15 protein-coding genes are annotated in these 17086 nt (G+C 68.2%); 11 read left to right on the top strand and 4 right to left on the bottom strand.

What is annotated here, in order from left to right:
* Nucleotides 1-76 precede the first annotated feature (76 nt).
* Genes E4M01_RS11450 through E4M01_RS11430 form a run of 5 tightly spaced genes read left to right on the top strand, consistent with a single transcriptional unit; the run spans nt 77 to nt 6201 of the window.
* Nucleotides 77-2356: a S9 family peptidase gene (locus E4M01_RS11450; protein ID WP_135064538.1), complete on the top strand. Its 2280-nt coding sequence runs from the start codon at nt 77-79 to the stop codon at nt 2354-2356.
* Between the two features lie 47 nt (nt 2357-2403).
* Entirely contained in the window at nt 2404-3903 is a 1500-nt protein-coding gene (locus tag E4M01_RS11445; protein WP_245158276.1) for an amidase, read from the top strand.
* 21 nt (nt 3904-3924) lie between these two features.
* Nucleotides 3925-4377 (top strand): low affinity iron permease family protein, encoded by a 453-nt coding sequence (locus E4M01_RS11440; RefSeq protein ID WP_135064541.1) that lies wholly within the window; start codon nt 3925-3927, stop codon nt 4375-4377.
* On the top strand, nt 4374-4655 hold the full coding sequence (locus E4M01_RS11435; RefSeq protein ID WP_135064544.1) for a SemiSWEET family sugar transporter: 282 nt from the start codon (nt 4374-4376) through the stop codon (nt 4653-4655). The genes E4M01_RS11440 and E4M01_RS11435 overlap by 4 nt, the downstream gene beginning before the upstream one ends.
* 4 nt (nt 4656-4659) lie before the next feature.
* Nucleotides 4660-6201 carry an alpha-amylase family glycosyl hydrolase gene (locus E4M01_RS11430; RefSeq protein WP_135064547.1) on the top strand — a complete coding sequence of 514 codons (1542 nt, stop codon included), beginning with the start codon at nt 4660-4662 and terminating at the stop codon, nt 6199-6201.
* 3 nt (nt 6202-6204) lie between these two features.
* On the opposite strand, the gene ppdK is transcribed toward E4M01_RS11430, so the two are convergent.
* Nucleotides 6205-8895 (bottom strand): pyruvate, phosphate dikinase, encoded by a 2691-nt coding sequence (gene ppdK / locus E4M01_RS11425; protein ID WP_135064566.1) that lies wholly within the window; start codon nt 8893-8895, stop codon nt 6205-6207.
* Nucleotides 8896-9028: 133 nt separating this feature from the next.
* On the bottom strand, nt 9029-10000 hold the full coding sequence (gene ispH / locus E4M01_RS11420) for a 4-hydroxy-3-methylbut-2-enyl diphosphate reductase (RefSeq protein WP_135064569.1): 972 nt from the start codon (nt 9998-10000) through the stop codon (nt 9029-9031).
* Nucleotides 10001-10194: 194 nt separating this feature from the next.
* Here ispH and E4M01_RS11415 point away from each other — a divergent pair, with 194 nt between their 5' ends.
* The 5 genes from E4M01_RS11415 to E4M01_RS11395 all read left to right on the top strand — a co-directional run bounded on the left by E4M01_RS11415 (nt 10195) and on the right by E4M01_RS11395 (nt 12887).
* Nucleotides 10195-10545 carry an AtpZ/AtpI family protein gene (locus tag E4M01_RS11415; protein WP_135064572.1) on the top strand — a complete coding sequence of 117 codons (351 nt, stop codon included), beginning with the start codon at nt 10195-10197 and terminating at the stop codon, nt 10543-10545.
* A gap of 59 nt (nt 10546-10604) precedes the next feature.
* A complete protein-coding gene (locus E4M01_RS11410) occupies nt 10605-11369 on the top strand; it encodes a F0F1 ATP synthase subunit A (protein ID WP_135064575.1) in 765 nt (254 codons plus the stop codon).
* A 63-nt stretch (nt 11370-11432) separates the two neighbouring features.
* Complete coding sequence (locus E4M01_RS11405) at nt 11433-11657, top strand: F0F1 ATP synthase subunit C (protein ID WP_135064578.1); 225 nt, start codon at nt 11433-11435, stop codon at nt 11655-11657.
* 82 nt (nt 11658-11739) lie between these two features.
* Nucleotides 11740-12372 (top strand): hypothetical protein, encoded by a 633-nt coding sequence (locus E4M01_RS11400; RefSeq protein WP_135064581.1) that lies wholly within the window; start codon nt 11740-11742, stop codon nt 12370-12372.
* Nucleotides 12372-12887, top strand: a complete 516-nt coding sequence (locus E4M01_RS11395; RefSeq protein WP_135064584.1) for a F0F1 ATP synthase subunit B — start codon at nt 12372-12374, stop codon at nt 12885-12887. Before E4M01_RS11400 ends, E4M01_RS11395 begins: the two co-directional genes overlap by 1 nt.
* A 66-nt stretch (nt 12888-12953) precedes the next feature.
* Here E4M01_RS11395 and E4M01_RS11390 read toward each other — a convergent pair whose 3' ends face one another.
* Together E4M01_RS11390 and E4M01_RS11385 are read right to left on the bottom strand one after the other, a co-directional pair.
* Complete coding sequence (locus tag E4M01_RS11390; protein WP_371682925.1) at nt 12954-13421, bottom strand: DUF6789 family protein; 468 nt, start codon at nt 13419-13421, stop codon at nt 12954-12956.
* 142 nt (nt 13422-13563) lie between these two features.
* On the bottom strand, nt 13564-13977 hold the full coding sequence (locus tag E4M01_RS11385) for a hypothetical protein (protein WP_245158278.1): 414 nt from the start codon (nt 13975-13977) through the stop codon (nt 13564-13566).
* 231 nt (nt 13978-14208) lie between these two features.
* On the opposite strand from E4M01_RS11385, the gene E4M01_RS11380 reads away from it, so the two are divergent.
* On the top strand, nt 14209-17073 hold the full coding sequence (locus E4M01_RS11380) for a pitrilysin family protein (protein ID WP_135064587.1): 2865 nt from the start codon (nt 14209-14211) through the stop codon (nt 17071-17073).
* The last annotated feature ends 13 nt before the right edge of the window (nt 17074-17086 follow it).

Raw genomic sequence — 17086 nt, 5'->3', positions numbered from 1 at the left:
TCGCTGCGTGCGCTGCGACCACAGGGGTCGGTTTTGCGCGTGACGGGGCGAAAATGAGGCGATAGCGTCCCGCCCCATGCGCACACTTCTTCTCGCCTCCACCCTGTTCCTGGCCGCGACGGCCGTTCAAGCCCAGACGGCTCGCCAGCCCGCCCAGCCGACACCGGCCACGGCTGCGGCCTCCGCGATCCTGACGCCCGAGCGGGTGTTTGCGAATCCGTCCCTGGCGGGCCCGGTGGCGCGGGGCGTCAGCCTGTCGCCAGACGGCGAGCTGGTCGCCTTCCTGCGCTCACGCGAAGACGATGTGGACGTGCTGGACCTGTGGGCCGCGCCTGTGTCGGGCGGCGAGCCGTTCAAGCTGATCGACGCCCGCGCCCTGGTGCCGGAGGCCGGCCAACTGTCGGAAGCTGAGATCGCCCGACGTGAGCGGATGCGCATCAGCCAGCGCGGCGTCGTCGAGTACTCGTGGGACGAGCAGGGTCGCTACATTCTGGCGCCGCTGGAAGGCGACATCTTCCTGGCCGATCGCCAGGGCGGGGCGGTGCGCCGCCTGACCGAGACCGCCGCCGACGAGATCGACGCCAAGGTCAGCCCCAAGGGCAGCTACGTCAGCTTCGTGCGCGATCAGAACCTGTTCGTCATCGACCTGGCCACGGGCCAGGAGACGGCGATCACCGACGACGGCAAGGATCTGATCACCTGGGCCACCGCCGAGTTCATCGCCCAGGAAGAACTGGACCGCGACACCGGCTATTGGTGGAGCCCGAACGAGCGCTACATCGCCATCCAGCGCACCGACGAGAGCCCGGTCGACGTCATCCCGCGGCTGGACATCACCGGCGGCGGCGCCAGCGTGATCGAGCAGCGCTATCCCCGCGCCGGCCGCCCCAATGCGGTGGTCGAGCTCTATATCCGCGACATCCAGAGCGGCGACCGTGTGAAGGTCGACCTGGGCGACAACACCGACATCTATCTGGGCCGCGTCAACTGGGCCGCAGACGGCCAGACCGCCTACGTCCAGCGTCTGAGCCGCGACCAGAAGCGCCTGGACCTGCTGGCCGTCGATCCCGCCACGGGCCGCAGCCGCGTTATCGCCAGCCAGACCTCGCGCGCCTGGGTCAACGTCACCCACGACTTCCGTGCGCTCCGCGACGGCAACTTCATCTGGTCTTCGGAAGAGAGCGGCTGGCGGCACCTGTACCTGTACAACCGCGAGGGTCGTCGTCTGCGGCCGATCACGCGCGGCGACTATGCGGTCAAGTCGTTGAATGGCGTCAATCAGGACACCGGCGAGGTCTTCTTCACGGCCTCGATGCGCGACGGGCGGGAATATCCGATCGAGCAGCAGTTGTTCCGCGCCAGCCTGCGCCGCACGGGCGACGCCACGGCCGTGACGCCGCAGGGCGGCTGGTGGAGCGCCTCGGTCAACGGCACGGGCACGGCCTATGTCGGCAACTATTCCGACCTGGAGACCCCGCCGCAGTCGGCGCTGTATTCGATGGACGGGACGCGCGTGCGCTGGATCGAGGAGAACCGGCTGGAAGCCGGCCACCCCTTCTGGCCCTACGCCAGCCGCAAGCGGACGCCGGAATACGGCACGCTGCAAAGCCATGGCGAGACCCTGGTCTGGCAGATGGTGACGCCGCCCGACTTCGATCCGTCGAAGACCTATCCGGTGGTGATGCAGGTCTACGGCGGCCCGTCGGGCGGCGGCGTCCGACGGGCCTGGCAGCCGGCCTCGACGCAGCTGCTCACCGAGGCCGGCTACATCGTCTTCCGCCTGGACAACCGGGGCGAGGGCGATCGCTCGGCCGCCTTCAAACAGGCGCTGTACTTGAAGATGGGCCAGCCCGAGATCGAGGATCAGGTCGTCGGCGCCAACTATCTGCGCAGCCTGCCGTATGTGGACGCCAACCGCATCGCCATGATGGGCTGGTCCTACGGCGGCTTCATGAGCCTGATGGCGCTGACCGAGCCCAAGATGGGCCTGGCCTCGGCCATCGCCGGCGCGCCGCCGACCGAATGGGGCCTGTACGACACCGGCTACACCGAGCGCTACATGTCGACGCCCGAGCGCAATGTGGACGGATATGCGGCCTCGGACGTGAACACCCGGCTGGACAATCTGACCGGCCGGCTGCTGCTGATGCACGGCATGGCGGACGACAACGTCATCTTCGAGAACACGACGCGCGTGCTGAACGCCCTGCAGGAGCGCAGCATCCCGTTCGAGACCATGCTGTATCCCGGCCAGCGCCACGGCATCCGCGGCAACGACCGTCAGCTGCACCAATGGGGGACGTATCTGGACTTCCTGGACCGCACGATCGGCTCGCGGGCGCCCGCGGCGGAATAATCTGACGGCCAGGCGTCAGGCTGACGACTTTTGGGGATGGGCTGACAATGACGCGTCGCGGTTTGGATCGACGGGATGTGCGTCGCTGGGGGCACGAGCGGGCAGGGCGAGGCGCGGTCGTCGTCGCGGCGGCCCTGGCGCTGGGCGCCTGCGCGACCATGCCCAGGGACGCCTTGGCCTATCGCGCCGCCCCCTCCCGGGATGCGGCGACCGCCAGCGTCCTCCTATGGACACCTGGGCAGCCGGGCGTGCGCTGGTCGTCGGCGGAGGGCGCAGGCGGTCTGCCCATCCTGCTCAAGGACAATATCGAGACGCGCGACATGCCGACCACCGCCGGTTCGTTGGCGCTGGCGGCCAATGCGCCGGGTCGGGACGCGCCGATCGTGGCGCGTCTGCGCGAGGCGGGCGCGGTCATCCTGGGCAAGACCAATCTGTCGGAGTGGGCCAACATCCGCTCGTCCGAGAGCATCAGCGGCTGGAGCGCGGTCGGCGGCCAGACGCGCAACCCCTACGATCTGGAGCGCACCCCCTGCGGCTCGTCCTCGGGCAGCGCCGTGGCGGTGGCCATCGGCCTGGCGCCGGCCGCCATCGGGACGGAGACGGACGGCTCGATCACGTGCCCGGCGTCGGTGAACGGCATCGTCGGCTTCAAGCCTACCGTGGGTCTGGTGTCGCGCACCCACATCGTGCCGATCAGCCACAGCCAGGACACGGCCGGGCCCATGACCACGACGGTCGAGGACGCGGCCATCGTCCTGACCGCCATCGCCGGCTCGGACCCACTGGACCCGGCCACGGCCGAGGCTGACGCGCGAAAGGTCGATTATCGCGCGGCGCTGGATGCGGGCAGCCTGAACGGCGCGCGCATCGGCGTGATGCGCTTCCTGCTGCCGACCTATTCCGAAGAGACGCGCGCCGTCTTCGAGCAGAACCTGGAGGCCCTGCGCCGCGCCGGCGCCGAGATCGTCGAGATCACCGAGGCGCCCGCCGAAATGCGCCAGATCGGCGGCTGGGAGATCGTCGTGCTGCTGACCGAGCTGAAGCACGACCTGAACGCCTATCTGGCCTCCACCAACCCCGCCCAGGTTCGCACGCGGACCCTGGCCGACGTCATCGCCTTCAACGCCGCCGAGCCCCGCGAGACCGTCCTGTTTGGCCAGGACCTGTTCGAGCGGGCCGAGGCGACCGGCGGCCTGACCGATCCGGCCTATGTCGAGGCCCGCGCCCGTTCGCTGCGCGCCGCTGGCCCCGAAGGCATCGACAGGATGATGCGGGACAACCGCGTGGTCGCCCTGATCGCGCCCACCACCTCGCGGGCTTGGACCAACGATCCCAAGGACGATGACGAGATGCAGGGCTCGTCCAGCCGGCTGGCGGCGGTGGCGGGATATCCGCACCTGACCGTGCCGATGGGCTTCGACCGGGGCATGCCCGTGGGCCTCAGCTTCATCGGCGGCAGATGGGACGACGCCCGCATCCTGTCGCTGGGCCACGCCTATGAGCGGGCGACCCAGGCGCGGCGGCCGCCGGTGATGCAACCGCGCTGATCCGCCGTCGTTGAGGGCGAAATGGAAAAGCTGTTCAACCGGTTCGCCAACGCCACCGCCAAGATCACGGGTCGGCCCTGGACCTTCATCGCCTGCCTGGCGCTGGTGGCGGGATGGGCGGCGTCGGGACCGCTGTTCAGCTTCAGCGAGACCTGGCAGCTGGTCATCAACACCGGCACCACCATCGTCACCTTCCTGATGGTGTTCCTGATCCAGAACACCCAAAACCGCGACGCGGCGGCCATGCACGCCAAGCTGGACGAGCTGGTCTATGCGGTGAAGAAGGCCGACGCCCGCTTTATCGGCATCGAACACCTGACCGACAAGGAGCTGGCCGTCATCCTGGACGAGGTCGAGCAACGGGCGTTGGCGGTGCACGCCGGCAAGCCCGCTCGCGCCGTCAGGGGCAAGCCCGCCGTGCGCATCGAGGACTTGGCGACAAACGCTGCGCCCCAGGCCGGCGTCGCCAAATGAGCGACCTGATCGCCAACACGGTCGGCACTGCCGCCGCCTTGTGCTCCATCACCAGTTTTGCGCCCCAGGCCTTCAAGATCTGGAAGGAGCGCGACGCCTCGTCGGTCAGTCTCAAGACCTACTCGCTGACGGTGACCTGTTTCATCCTGTGGGTCATCTACGGCGTCATGACCGGCGCCTGGCCCGTGACCTTCGCCAACAGCTGCGCGCTGGTCATGGCGTCGGGCGTGCTGTTCATGAAGTGGCGGTTCCGCGACGGCGATCCCGAGGAGGCCTGACCGAATGCGGCCCGAGGATGATCCCCGGTTCGGGGCGGCGGTCTATCAGATCTATCCGCGCAGCTTCGCCGACAGCAATGGCGACGGCGTGGGCGACCTGAAGGGGATCACGGCGCGGCTGGACCACGTGGCCTCGCTGGGCGTCGACGCAATCTGGCTGTCGCCCTTCTATCGCTCACCAATGGCGGATTTCGGCTACGACATCGCCGACTTCTGCGACGTCGACCCGGTGTTCGGCACGCTCGCGGACTTCGACGCCCTGATCGAGCGAGCTCACGCCCTGGGGCTGAAGGTCATCGTGGATCAGGTCTATTGCCATGCCTCGGACCATCATCCCTGGTTCCAGGCCAGCCGCGAGGCGCGACAGGGCGACCATGCGGACTGGTTCGTCTGGGCCGACGCCAGGCCCGACGGTTCGCCGCCCAACAACTGGCAGTCCGTCTTCGGCGGCCCGGCCTGGACCTGGGATGCGCGGCGCGGCCAGTACTATCTGCACAACTTCCTGCCCCAGCAGCCGCAGCTGAACCTGCATCATCCGCCGGTTCGCAGGGCGATGATCGACGTGGCCCGTTTCTGGCGCGATCGGGGGGTGGACGGCTTTAGGCTGGACGCCATCAACTTCGCCCTGTTCGACCCGGACCTGACCGACAATCCGCCCGCGCCGCCGGGGCCGCGCACCCGACCCTTCGACTTTCAGCTTCATCTCCACAATCAATCCCAGCCCGGCATCGCCGACTTCCTGACCGAGCTGAAGGCCGAGATCGGCGACGCCTTCACCGTGGCCGAGGTGGTCGGAGCGGACGCCCAGGCCGAGATGCGGGCCTTCACCGCCCCCAGGCGGCTGTCGACGGCCTATGGGTTCCAGTTCCTGTACGCCGACCGGCTGACGCCCGCCCTTGTGCGAGACAGCGTCCAGGCCTGGCATGACGGCTGGCCCGCCTGGGCCTTCTCGAACCACGATGCGCCTCGCGCGGTCTCGCGCTGGGCCCTCGAGGCCGAACGCAGGCCCGCCGCGGAGATGCTGCTGGCCCTGCTGACCTGCCTGCGCGGTACGATCTTCCTATATCAGGGCGAGGAGCTGGGCCTTCCGCAGGCCGAGGTGCCGTTCGACCGGCTGGTCGATCCCGAGGCTATCGCCAACTGGCCCATGACCCTGGGTCGCGACGGAGCCCGCACGCCCATGCCGTGGGCGTCTGATGACCCGCACGCGGGCTTCTCGGCCACGGAACCCTGGCTGCCGGTCGACCCGCGCCATGCCGCCCTGGCCGTCGACGTTCAGAAGGCCGATCCCAGCTCGACCCTGAACCTGACCCGCCGACTGCTGGCGCTTCGCCGAGCCCACGAAGCTCTGCGCTCCGGGGCCTTCCGCTGGGTCGATGCGCCCGACCCTCTGATCGTCTTCGAGCGCGGGGAGGGGGACAGGCGGCTGCTGTGCGCCTTCAATCCGTCGTCGAATAAGACCGCGTGGCGGCCCTCCGACGACTGGCGTATCATCGACGGCGACTTCGGCGGCCCATGGGGATGGGCCGTCGCAGAACGCGGCTGAGGCCTAGCGGTCCTTCTCGCGGGCCTCGCCCGAGCGCGCCGACAGGGCGGCCTGGGCGGCGGCGAGGCGGGCGATCGGCACGCGGTAGGGCGAGCAGGAGACGTAATCCAGCCCGGTCCGCTCGCAGAAGTCGATCGAGGACGGGTCGCCGCCGTGTTCGCCGCAGATGCCCAGCTTGACGTCGGGCCGCGCTGCGCGGCCGCGTTCGGTCGCGATGCCGATCAGGTCGCCGACGCCTTCCTGGTCCAGGCGGACGAAGGGGTCGGTCTCGAAGATGCCCTTGTCCATATAGGCCTGAAGGAAGCGGCCGGAATCGTCGCGGCTGATGCCGAAGGTGGTCTGCGTCAGGTCGTTGGTGCCGAAGCTGAAGAACTGGGCGTGCTCGGCCAGGTCGGCCGCCCGCAGCGCCGCGCGGGGCAGTTCGATCATGGTGCCGACCAGATATTCGACGCGGTCGCCGGCGTCGGCGAACACCGCCTCAGCCGTGCGGTCGGTCAGTTCGCGCAGGTACTTCATCTCCAGGCCCAGCGCGACCAGCGGATGCATGATCTCGGGAATGGGGGCCTGGCCCGACTTGGCTTTCACCTCCAGCGCCGCCTCAAGGATGGCGCGGACCTGCATCTCGTAGATCTCGGGATAGGCCACGCCCAGGCGGCAGCCGCGATGGCCCAGCATGGGGTTGGTTTCGTGCAGTTCGCGCGCGCGACGCTTCAGCTTGGCGGCGTCCAGACCGGAGCCTGAGGCCAAGGCGTCGATGTCGGCGTCGGAGTGCGGAATGAACTCGTGCAGCGGCGGATCGAGCAGGCGGATGGTGACCGGCAGGCCGGCCATGATGTCGAACAGCTCGACGAAGTCGGCCTTCTGGAAAGGCGCGATCTTGGCGAGGGCGGCGCGACGGCCGGCCTCGTCGTCGGCCAGGATCATTTCGCGCACGGCGGCGATGCGGGCGTCGTCGAAGAACATGTGCTCGGTGCGGCACAGGCCGATCCCCTCGGCGCCGAAGCCGCGCGCGGTCTTGGCGTCTAGCGGGGTCTCGGCGTTGGCGCGGACCTTGAGGCGGCGCACGCCGTCGGCCCAGCCCATCAGGGTCTGGAAGTCGCCCGTCAGCTCCGGCTCGATCATGGCCACGGCGCCGTCCAGCACCTCGCCCTTGCCGCCGTCGATGGTGATGACCTCGCCAGCCTTGAAGGTGCGGCCGCGCGCGGTGAAGGTTCCGGCCTTCTCGTCGATGTGGATTTCCCCGGCGCCGGACACGCAAGGGCGCCCCATGCCGCGCGCCACCACGGCCGCGTGGCTGGTCATGCCGCCGCGCGCCGTGACGATGCCGCGCGCCGCGTGCATGCCGTGGATGTCCTCGGGGCTCGTTTCCTCGCGAACCAGAATGACCGCGTCGCCCAGTTGCGACAGGCGCTCGGCCTCGTCGGCGTCGAACACCACCTTGCCGGTGGCCGCGCCCGGCGAGGCGGGCAGGCCGGTGGCCACCACCTTGCGCTCGGCGTTGGGGTCCAGGGTGGGGTGAAGAAGCTGGTCCAGCGCGGACGGCTCGACGCGGCTGATGGCCTCTTCCTGGCTGATGACGCCCTCGGCCGCCAGGTCGACGGCGACCTTCAGCGCGGACTTGGCGGTGCGCTTGCCATTGCGGGTCTGCAGCATCCAGAGGCGGCCCTGTTCGACCGTGAACTCGATGTCCTGCATGTCGCGGTAGTGGCTTTCCAGCCGGCCGACGACATCGACGAACTGGCCGAACACCTCGGGCATGGCCTCTTCCATCGAGGGGGCCGTCTCACCCATCTCCTCGCGGCCGGCCTTGGTCAGGGACTGAGGCGTGCGAATGCCGGCCACCACGTCCTCGCCTTGGGCGTTGATCAGGAACTCGCCGTACAGGCGCGCCTCGCCGGTCGAGGGATTGCGGGTGAAGGCCACGCCGGTGGCCGAGGTCTCGCCCATGTTGCCGAACACCATCGACTGGACGTTGACGGCCGTGCCCCAGCTTTCGGGGATGTCGTGCATGCGGCGATAGAATTTCGCGCGGTCGTTCATCCAGCTGGCGAAGACGGCGCTGATGGCGCCCCACAGCTGGTCGGCCGGATCCTGCGGGAAGGAGCGGCCCAGCTCGCGCTCGACCAGGGCCTTGTAGTCGCCGACGACCTTTTCCCAGTGGGCTGCGGTCAGTTCGGTGTCGACCGATACGCCCAGCCGGTCCTTGTGATCGTCCAGGATCTCTTCGAACTGATCGTGGCCCAGGCCCAGAACCACGTTGGAGTACATGGTGATGAAGCGGCGGTAGCTGTCGAAGGCGAAGCGGCGGTCGCCCGAGAGCTTGGCCAAGCCTTCGACCGTCTGATCGTTCAGGCCCAGGTTCAGCACCGTGTCCATCATGCCCGGCATGGAGGCGCGGGCGCCCGAGCGGACAGAAACCAGCAGCGGGTTCTCGGCGTCGCCGAATCGCTTGCCGACCACGCCTTCGACGGCCTTCAGCCCCTCGTCGACCTGACCTGTCAGACCGTCGGGATAGGACTGGCCGTTAGAATAGTAGTGGACGCAGGCCTCGGTGGTGATGGTGAAGCCGGGGGGCACAGGCAGACCCAGGGACGACATCTCGGCCAGGTTCGCGCCCTTGCCGCCGAGAAGGTTCTTCATCGACGCATCGCCATCGGCGGATCCGCCGCCGAAGCCGTACACCCACTTGGTCATTTCTGGTCTCGAGCCCCTGAGCCGTGGTCGGACCCGGGCGAGTTGGCCCGCGCCGGGCGGCCCCGTCTAACGCGCGGCGAGCACGAAGGCGAGGGCGGCCGTTACAAGTCGTGAACAGGAGCCCGGTTCCGGCCTATTCGGTCAGGGCGCGCGGAAGCTTGAAGGTCACCGTTTCGCGCGCGCCGTCGTCCTCGGTGATGGCCGCATCGAATCGGGCGGTGACGGCGGCGATCAGCTCTTCTATCAAACGCTCGGGCGCGGAGGCGCCGGCGGTGACGCCCAGCGTCTGCACCCCGTCCAGCCAGGACCAGTCCACATGCGAGGCGTCGTCGATCAGGCGGGCATCGCGCGCCCCGGCGCGAATCGCCACCTCGACCAGCCGCGCGGAGTTGGACGAGCTGGCCGAACCGATCACCAGCACCAGGTCGCAGCCCTCGCCGAGCCGCTTCACGGCCTCCTGGCGATTCGTGGTGGCGTAGCAGATGTCTTCCTTGTGCGGGTCGGGCAGCTCGGGGAAGCGACGCTTCAGCACCGACAGGATCCCGGCCGTGTCGTCCACCGACAGGGTCGTCTGGGTGGCGTAGGCCAGGGGCTGTTCTCCCGGACGCTGGAAGGTTTCGGCGTCCTCCACCGTCTCGACCAGGCTGATGGCGCCCGGCGGCAGCTGGCCCATGGTGCCGACCACCTCGGGGTGGCCGGCATGGCCGATCAGGATGATGTGGCGGCCCTGGGCGTGGTGGCGCTCGGCCTCGACATGGACCTTGGAGACCAGGGGGCAGGTGGCGTCCAGGTACAACATGTCGCGCGAGCGCGCCGCCTGGGGCACGGCCTTTGGCACGCCATGGGCCGAGAAGACCACGGGCCGGTCGTCCGGGCACTCGTCCAGCTCCTTTACGAAGACGGCGCCCATGGCCTTCAGCCGCTCGACCACATGGCGATTGTGCACGATCTCGTGGCGCACATAGACGGGCGCGCCGTACTTCTCGATCGCGCGCTCAACGATCTGGATCGCCCGGTCCACCCCGGCGCAGAAGCCGCGCGGCGTGGCGAGGCGCACCGACAGGGGGCGGCGGGGCGTCTCGGGGATCGGAAAGGGCGCGTTCATGAGGCGAACCTAGTCTCTGTGAGCCGTCCTCGCCAGCGACCGTTCGCCGCGCGGTCAGGCGCATCAGGGAAAATCATTGCAGAACAACGGCTTGGTTAGGGGCGAACTCGCCTTGACCAAATCCGGCCTCGCCTATAGGTTCCGCGCCGAATTCAGACCCCCTTCGGCATCCCTGTCGAAGTGCTGAGGCCCCTATGTCCCTGCCACCGGAATCGCGCGAAGAGGCGATCAAACGCCTCAACGAGCAGGCCGATGCGCTCAAGACGCGGGCCGTGCCCCCGGTCTCCGACTATGGGGCGAAGGCGGCGGGGTACGGCTATCGCCTGATGGGCGAGATGATCGGCGGCCTCGCCATCGGTCTGGGCCTGGGGTGGGGTTTCGACCTTCTGGTCGGCACCATGCCTGCGGGAATCATCGCCGGAACCCTTATCGGTTTCGGCCTGTCGATCTGGCTGGCGCTTCGCTCGGCCCGGAAAATGAGCGCCAAGGCGGCTCAGGAACTGGGACCCCCGCGCGATCTGCCCGACGAGATCGAGAGCGAATAGGAACGCTAACCAGACCGTCGTCCGGCGGTGTGGCGCTTTGACTTAGGAGACCGGGCGGCATGGCCGATCCGATGTATCAGTTCCAGGTCAAGAAGGTCGTCGACCTTCCGACCGTCCACGTGCCCGGCCTTGGGGCGATCGACCTGTCGATCACCAACTCGGTCCTGGCCATGATGGTGGCCGCCGGCCTGATCGTGCTGTTCTTCGCCTCCGTGACGGCCCGGCCCAAGGTGGTGCCCGGCCGGATGCAGGTGGTGGGCGAGGGGGCCTTCTCCTTCATCGACAATCTCGCAACCGGGATCATGGGCAAGGAAGGCCGCGCCTTCTTCCCGTTCATCCTGACGCTGTTCGTCTTCATCCTGGCGCTGAACCTGCTGGGCATGTTCACCGTCTTCACCGCGACCTCGCAGGTGGCGGTCACGGCCAGCTTCGCGGCCCTGACGATCCTGCTGGTCATCGGCGTCGGCTTCGCCAAGAACGGCATCGGCTTCTTCAAGCTTTTCGCCCCGTCGGGCGTGCCGTGGTACCTGCTGATCCTGGTCACCCCGATCGAGTTCATCTCGTTCCTGCTGCGGCCGGTGTCGCTGGCGCTTCGTCTGTTCGGCAACATGCTGGGCGGCCACGTCGCGCTGAAGGTCTTCGCAGGCTTCGTGGTTTCGCTGGGCGCGTTCGGCCTGGTCGGCATTCCGGGCGCCATCCTGGCGCTGGGCGGCGTGGTCGCGATCACCGCCCTGGAGTTCCTTGTGGCCTTCCTTCAGGCCTTCGTCTTCGCCGTTCTGACCACTGTGTATCTGAACGACGTCGTGCACCTGGACCAGCACTAGGCCGGTTCGGACCGCTCAACCTCTCTACCTTCTTCTCAAACTTCCAACTCAGGAAACGACATCATGGAAGCTGAAGCTGCTAAATACATCGGCGCGGGCCTGGCCACTCTCGGCATGATCGGCTCGGCGCTTGGCGTGGGCCTGATCTTCTCGGGCTTCCTGCAAGGCGCGCTGCGCAACCCGTCGGCTGCGCCGGGCCAGTTCACCAACCTGATCCTGGGCGCCGCCCTGGCCGAAGCCCTGGGCATCTTCGCCTTCGTGATCGGCCTGCTCTGCCTGTTCGCCTAAGCGAATACGTCTACCCGGACGGCGGCGTGGTCTCATGGCCGCGCCGCCGTTCATGTCATTCTGAGAACAGCGGATAGAGCCCATGGCCGCCCCCGATCCGAGCGCCGTCTCGGCGCGAAACGAACTGCTGCCTGAAACGGCCGTCGCCATCCGCGAGGATGCGGTGACGCCGAGCGGCACCGACGCCGCGGCCTACACCGCCAGCGTCGAGCATGGCGGCGAGCACGGCTCCAGCGGCCTGCCGCAACTCGAGATGCAGTACTGGGCCGGGCAGATCGTCTGGCTGCTGCTGATCTTCGTGGTTCTCTACCTGCTGCTCTCCAAGGTCTTCCTGCCGCGTCTGCGCGCCGTCCGCGACGAGCGCGAGGGCGCCATCACCAGCGCCGTCAGCGCCGCTCGCGCGGTTCAGGCCGAGGCGCAGTCCCAGGCCGAAGCCGCCTCGGCCGAAGTCGCCAAGGCGCGCGCCGAGTCGCGCGCCACGGCCGCCGCCGCCAAGGCACGCGTGACCGAGCAGGCAAATGCCCGCCAGGCCGCCGACGAAGCCGCCATGAACGCCCGCATCTCCGAGGCCGAAGCCGGCATTGCCCAGACGCGTGACGCGGCCATGGCCAATGTCTCGTCCATCGCCGAAGACACCACCCGCGCCATCGTCGAACGCCTGACCGGCAAGGACGCCAGCGCGTCCGAACTGGCCTCGGTCAAGGGAGCCGTCTGATGCCCAAGTTCTTCGACCCCGCCTTCTGGAGCCTGTCCAGCGCCGACTTCTGGGTCGGTGTCGGCCTGGTCCTGTTCTTCGCCATCGTGGTGATGGCCAAGGCGCCCAAGGCGCTGACCGGCGCGCTTGACGGTCAGGCCGCCAAGATTCAGGCCGAACTGGACGAGGCCGCCAGGCTTCGCGCCGAGGCCGAAGCTCTTCTGGCGCAAATCCGTCAGGAGAAGATCGAGGCCGAGGCTCAGGCCGCCGAGATGCTGGCCGCCGCCGAGGCCGACGCCCGCCGTCTGGAGGCCGACGCCAAGGTCAAGCTGGAAGAAAGCCTGCAACGTCGTCAGGCCATGGCCGAGCGCCGCATCGCCCAGGCCGAGGCTCAGGCCGCGGCCGATGTGAAAGCCGCTGCGGTCGATCAGGCCGTCGCCGCAGCCGAGCGCATCCTGGCGGCGCGCGTTGAGACCAAGGCCGCCGATCCCATCCTGGATCAGGCCATCGCCCAGATCGGCCAGCGCCTGAACTAATCGGCGACAGATCCGCCCACGACTTCAGCCCCCGCCGGCGACGGCGGGGGCTTCATCATTGGGGGCTCAGTGCGCCGGCTGCGCGTGAGCCATGGAGGCGGCGCGGCGTTCGCGCGCCACCAAGGCCGCATAAACGTTGCCCAACACTACACCGAAGACGGCGTGGGTGAACAACACCCAGGCGATCGTGCCGAACCCGTCCGATCCGCGGAACATGCGGGGATCGCCGAACAGGAACACGCCCGTCATCATCACCACCATGGCGCCGATGGCGAAGGCTATGCCCTTGGTCGCCGGCGTTGTGGTGGGAATGCGGGGACACAGGTAGCCGAAAAGGCCGCCCAGGATGACGGTCCCGGAGATCAGGTGAGCAATCCAGCCGACGGCCAGATTTCCAGGCATTCCCAGCATGCTGGCGACGATGGCTGGGAACGACATGACCGGCGAGCCAAGCATCATGTTGACAAGTTCAAGAACGGATACTGCGAGCGTGGCCGCGAAACCAGCGATCATGCCCTTTTTTACGCGTGACATCATAACGATAGCGCCTCCCAACGCCGTTGGTCGTTCCGATTACGCACTTGGGAGGATACGCCTTTGGCTGGCGGCGGCGTTCACATTGCCGTGCTTCGCGGTTGCGAGATGGATGGGCGGGTGTTTCGCGACCGCGAAGGCTTCAGCGAAAGAGTTTGCGGATGTATCGGCGCAAACCCTTGCGCAGTCGGACCAGACGACGCCGCGGGCGTTTGACCACCAGCTTCTCCGCCCGCAGGGCCTGCTGCCAGAACACGGGCGCGAACTCCGGTTTCTTCCGCATCAGCCGACGGAAGGGATAGACCCATTTCGGCCGTGCATACTGCGCGCGGATGAACTGCCGCTTGGCCCAGTAGGAGTTACGCAGGATCAGCACCAGGCCGAGCAGCGACACAGGCACGCCTAGCGGACCTGGCAGGGGCGCGATCAATATGCCCAGCAGCACCAGCAGGCCGCCCATGCCCATCACGCCCCATCGACGCAGACGTCGCAGCAGGCTCTCGCCTTTGCGCGGGCGAGGCTTGTAGGAATGGGGCAGGACGGGGACCAAGGTCACGCGGTCGATCCAAGGTGAACGGGCTGAAATGCAGAACCGTGGCGGGGTGCGAAGGCTCCCGTCACGGCAAAACATGCCGGGAGCGTGGCGAGGCTGCCACAACCTCCCATTGGCTTCATCCGCGGCGCGGGCGTGGCGAATTGATGAATTCGCCGTCATACGGCGACACGCGCGTGCATGTTTTGTGCGGACGCGGCTAACATCGGCCTCGCGGAAATGGGGGAGACCACAATGCGCAAGATCCTGATCGCCTCGGTTGCGGGGGCAGCCCTAGTGGCCTTGTCCGGCCCGGTTCTGGCGCAGAGCGCCGATCCATCCGCCGCTGCCGCGACATCGGCCGCAACGACCGGCCGGCTGATCCCGATCCAGACCTTCGAACTGGACAACGGCTTGCGGGTCATCTTCCACGTCGACAAGTCGGATCCCGTCACGGCCGTCGTGTTGGCGGCGCGCGTCGGATCGGCCCGCGAAACACCGGGCCGCACCGGCTTCGCCCATCTTTTCGAGCACCTGTTCTTCCTGAACTCCGAGAACCTCGGCCCCGGCGGGCTGGACGCCATGAGTGCGCGCATCGGCGGCTCGGGCGCCAACGGCTCCACTAGCTTCGACCTGACCGACTATCTGCAGACAGTGCCGAACGACGCCCTTGAGAAGATGATCTGGGCCGAGGCCGACAAGCTGGGCTTCTTCATCAACACCGTGACCGAGCCTGTGCTCGCCAAGGAAAAGCAGGTCGTCAAGAACGAGAAGCGCCAGTCCAACGACAACCAGCCCTATGGCCACACCTTCACGGTGATCCTGGAGAACCTGTTCCCGCAGGGGCACCCTTACAGCTGGCCGGTGATCGGCTCGCTGGCCGATCTGGACGCCGCGACCCTCGAGGACGTGCAGGAGTTCTATCGCCGCTGGTACACGCCCAACAACTCGACCCTGGTCATCGCCGGGGACTTCGATCCCGACCAGGCCCGCGCCTGGGTCGAACGCTATTTCGCTGAGATCCCGCGCGGGGAGGAGCCGCCGGCCGTCCGCCCGCAGCCGGCCCAGCTGAGCGAGAGCCGGCGGCTGATGCATGAGGACAACTTCGCCCGCCTTCCGCGCCTGACGTTGACCTGGCCGGGCGTGGAGCGCGGCCATGCGGACGAGGCGGCGCTGGACACGCTGATGACCCTGCTGACCGACGGCCGCGATTCGCCGCTGACCAAGCTGCTGGTCGAAGAGGCCAAGGTCACCGATTCCGTCGGCGGCTGGGCCATGAGCCAGCAGATCGCCGGCATGGCTCAACTGCAAGTCACCGCCTTCGACGGCACGGACCTGGACGTGGTCAAGACTCGGCTGGACGAAGGCCTGGCGCGGTTCGAGCGCGACGGGGTCGACGCCGCCGCCCTGGAACGAGTCAAGACGCAGGCGGAGGCCGGCTTCTACGCTTCGCTGGGTTCGGTGTTGGGCAAGGGCTCGGCCCTGGCGCGCTATGATCTCTTCGGCACCACGCCGGACGCCGATCTGGCCGCCATCCAGGCCGTCACTGCCGAGGACGTGGCCCGGGTCTACCGCACCTACATCAAGGATCGACCCTTTGTGGCCACCAGCTTCGTCCCGCGCGGACAGGCCGAGCTGGCGCTGGAAGGCTCGGAGGTCGCGCGCGTCGTGATCGAGCCGATCGTCCAGGGCGCCGAGGCCGCTGTCGATCCCAACGCCGCCCAGGCGGTCGTGCAGCGCACGCCCTCGGCCATCGACCGCACGGTCGAGCCGCCTGCCGGTCCGACGCCGGTCGTTGCGTCGCCCTCGATCTGGAACGCCGACTTGCCCAATGGGGTGAAGGTCTCGGGCATCGAGAACGACGAAGTGCCCTTGGTCACCTTCCAGCTGTCGGTCGACGGCGGCCAGCTGTTCGACGATCCGCAGCAGCCAGGCGCCGCCAACATGCTGGCGGCCCTCATGAACCGCGGCACGGCGCGCCGTACGCCCGCCGAGCTGGAGAATGCGTTGAAGGCCCTGGGCGCTTCCGTCACCGTAGCTTCGGGCGAAGAGCGCTTCCTGATCACCGGCACGACCCTGTCGCGCAACTTCGACGCCACCCTGGCCATTGTCGAGGAGATGCTGCTGGAGCCGCGTTGGGACGAGGCCGAACTGGCGCTGCTGAAATCGTCGATCACGGCTCAGCTGGCCGCCCAGCAGTCTCAGCCGGTTCAGATCGCCCAGCGCGTCTATGACGTTGTGGCCTACGGCGATGACCACATCCTGTCGCGCAACCGGCTGGGCACGGCGGCCTCGGTCGCCGCGCTGGACATGGACGATCTGAAGGCCATGCTGGCCCTGTGGTCGCCTTCCAACGCCCGCTTCCGTGTCGTCGGCGCCGTGGATCAGGCGGGCGCCACGGCGGCGCTGCGCGGGATGGCGGCGCGCTGGCCCGATCGCGCGGTCGAGGTCCCGGCCTACGCCAGTCCGCCGCCGCCGGAGCGATCGCGAGTGTTCTTCTATGACGTGCCCGGCGCGGCCCAGTCCGTGCTGATGTTCGGCGCGCCGTCGCTGACCCGGCAGGATCCGAACTACTATCCGGGCGTGGCGGCCAACTATCGCCTGGGCGGGGGCGGCTTCGCCTCGCGCCTGACCCAGCAGCTGCGCGAGGGCGCGGGCTACACCTATGGCGTCGGTTCGGGCTTTCAGGCGCGGCGGACGCTGGGCGACTATGCGCTGCGCAGCTCGGTGCGCTCCAATGTGACGCTGGAGGCCGCGACCCTGGCGCGCGACATCCTGCGCGACTACGGCTCGACCTTCACGGCCGACGACCTGACCGTGACGCAGAGCGCCCTGTCGCGCAGCCGGGCGCGCGCCTTCGAGACCTCCGGCGCCAAGCTGGGCGTGCTGGAAGCCATCGGCGACTACGGTCTGCCGGCCGACTACCTCAGCGCCGAGGCCCAGGTCATCGACCGTCTGACCATCGAGCAGGTGCAGGCGCTGGCCGACCGCTATATCGACACCGACCGCATGATCTATGTCGTGGTCGGCGACGCGGCGAGCCAGCGCGAGCGGCTGGAGGCCTTGGGTTACGGTCCGGCGGAGCTGGTCAACGACAGGCTGGCCGCGTCCGCTCGCTAGCGTCGGAAGAGGG

Source organism: Brevundimonas sp. MF30-B (assembly GCF_004683885.1).
Taxonomy (GTDB): Bacteria; Pseudomonadota; Alphaproteobacteria; order Caulobacterales; family Caulobacteraceae; genus Brevundimonas.
This window is presented reverse-complemented; position numbering and strand designations above follow the sequence as displayed.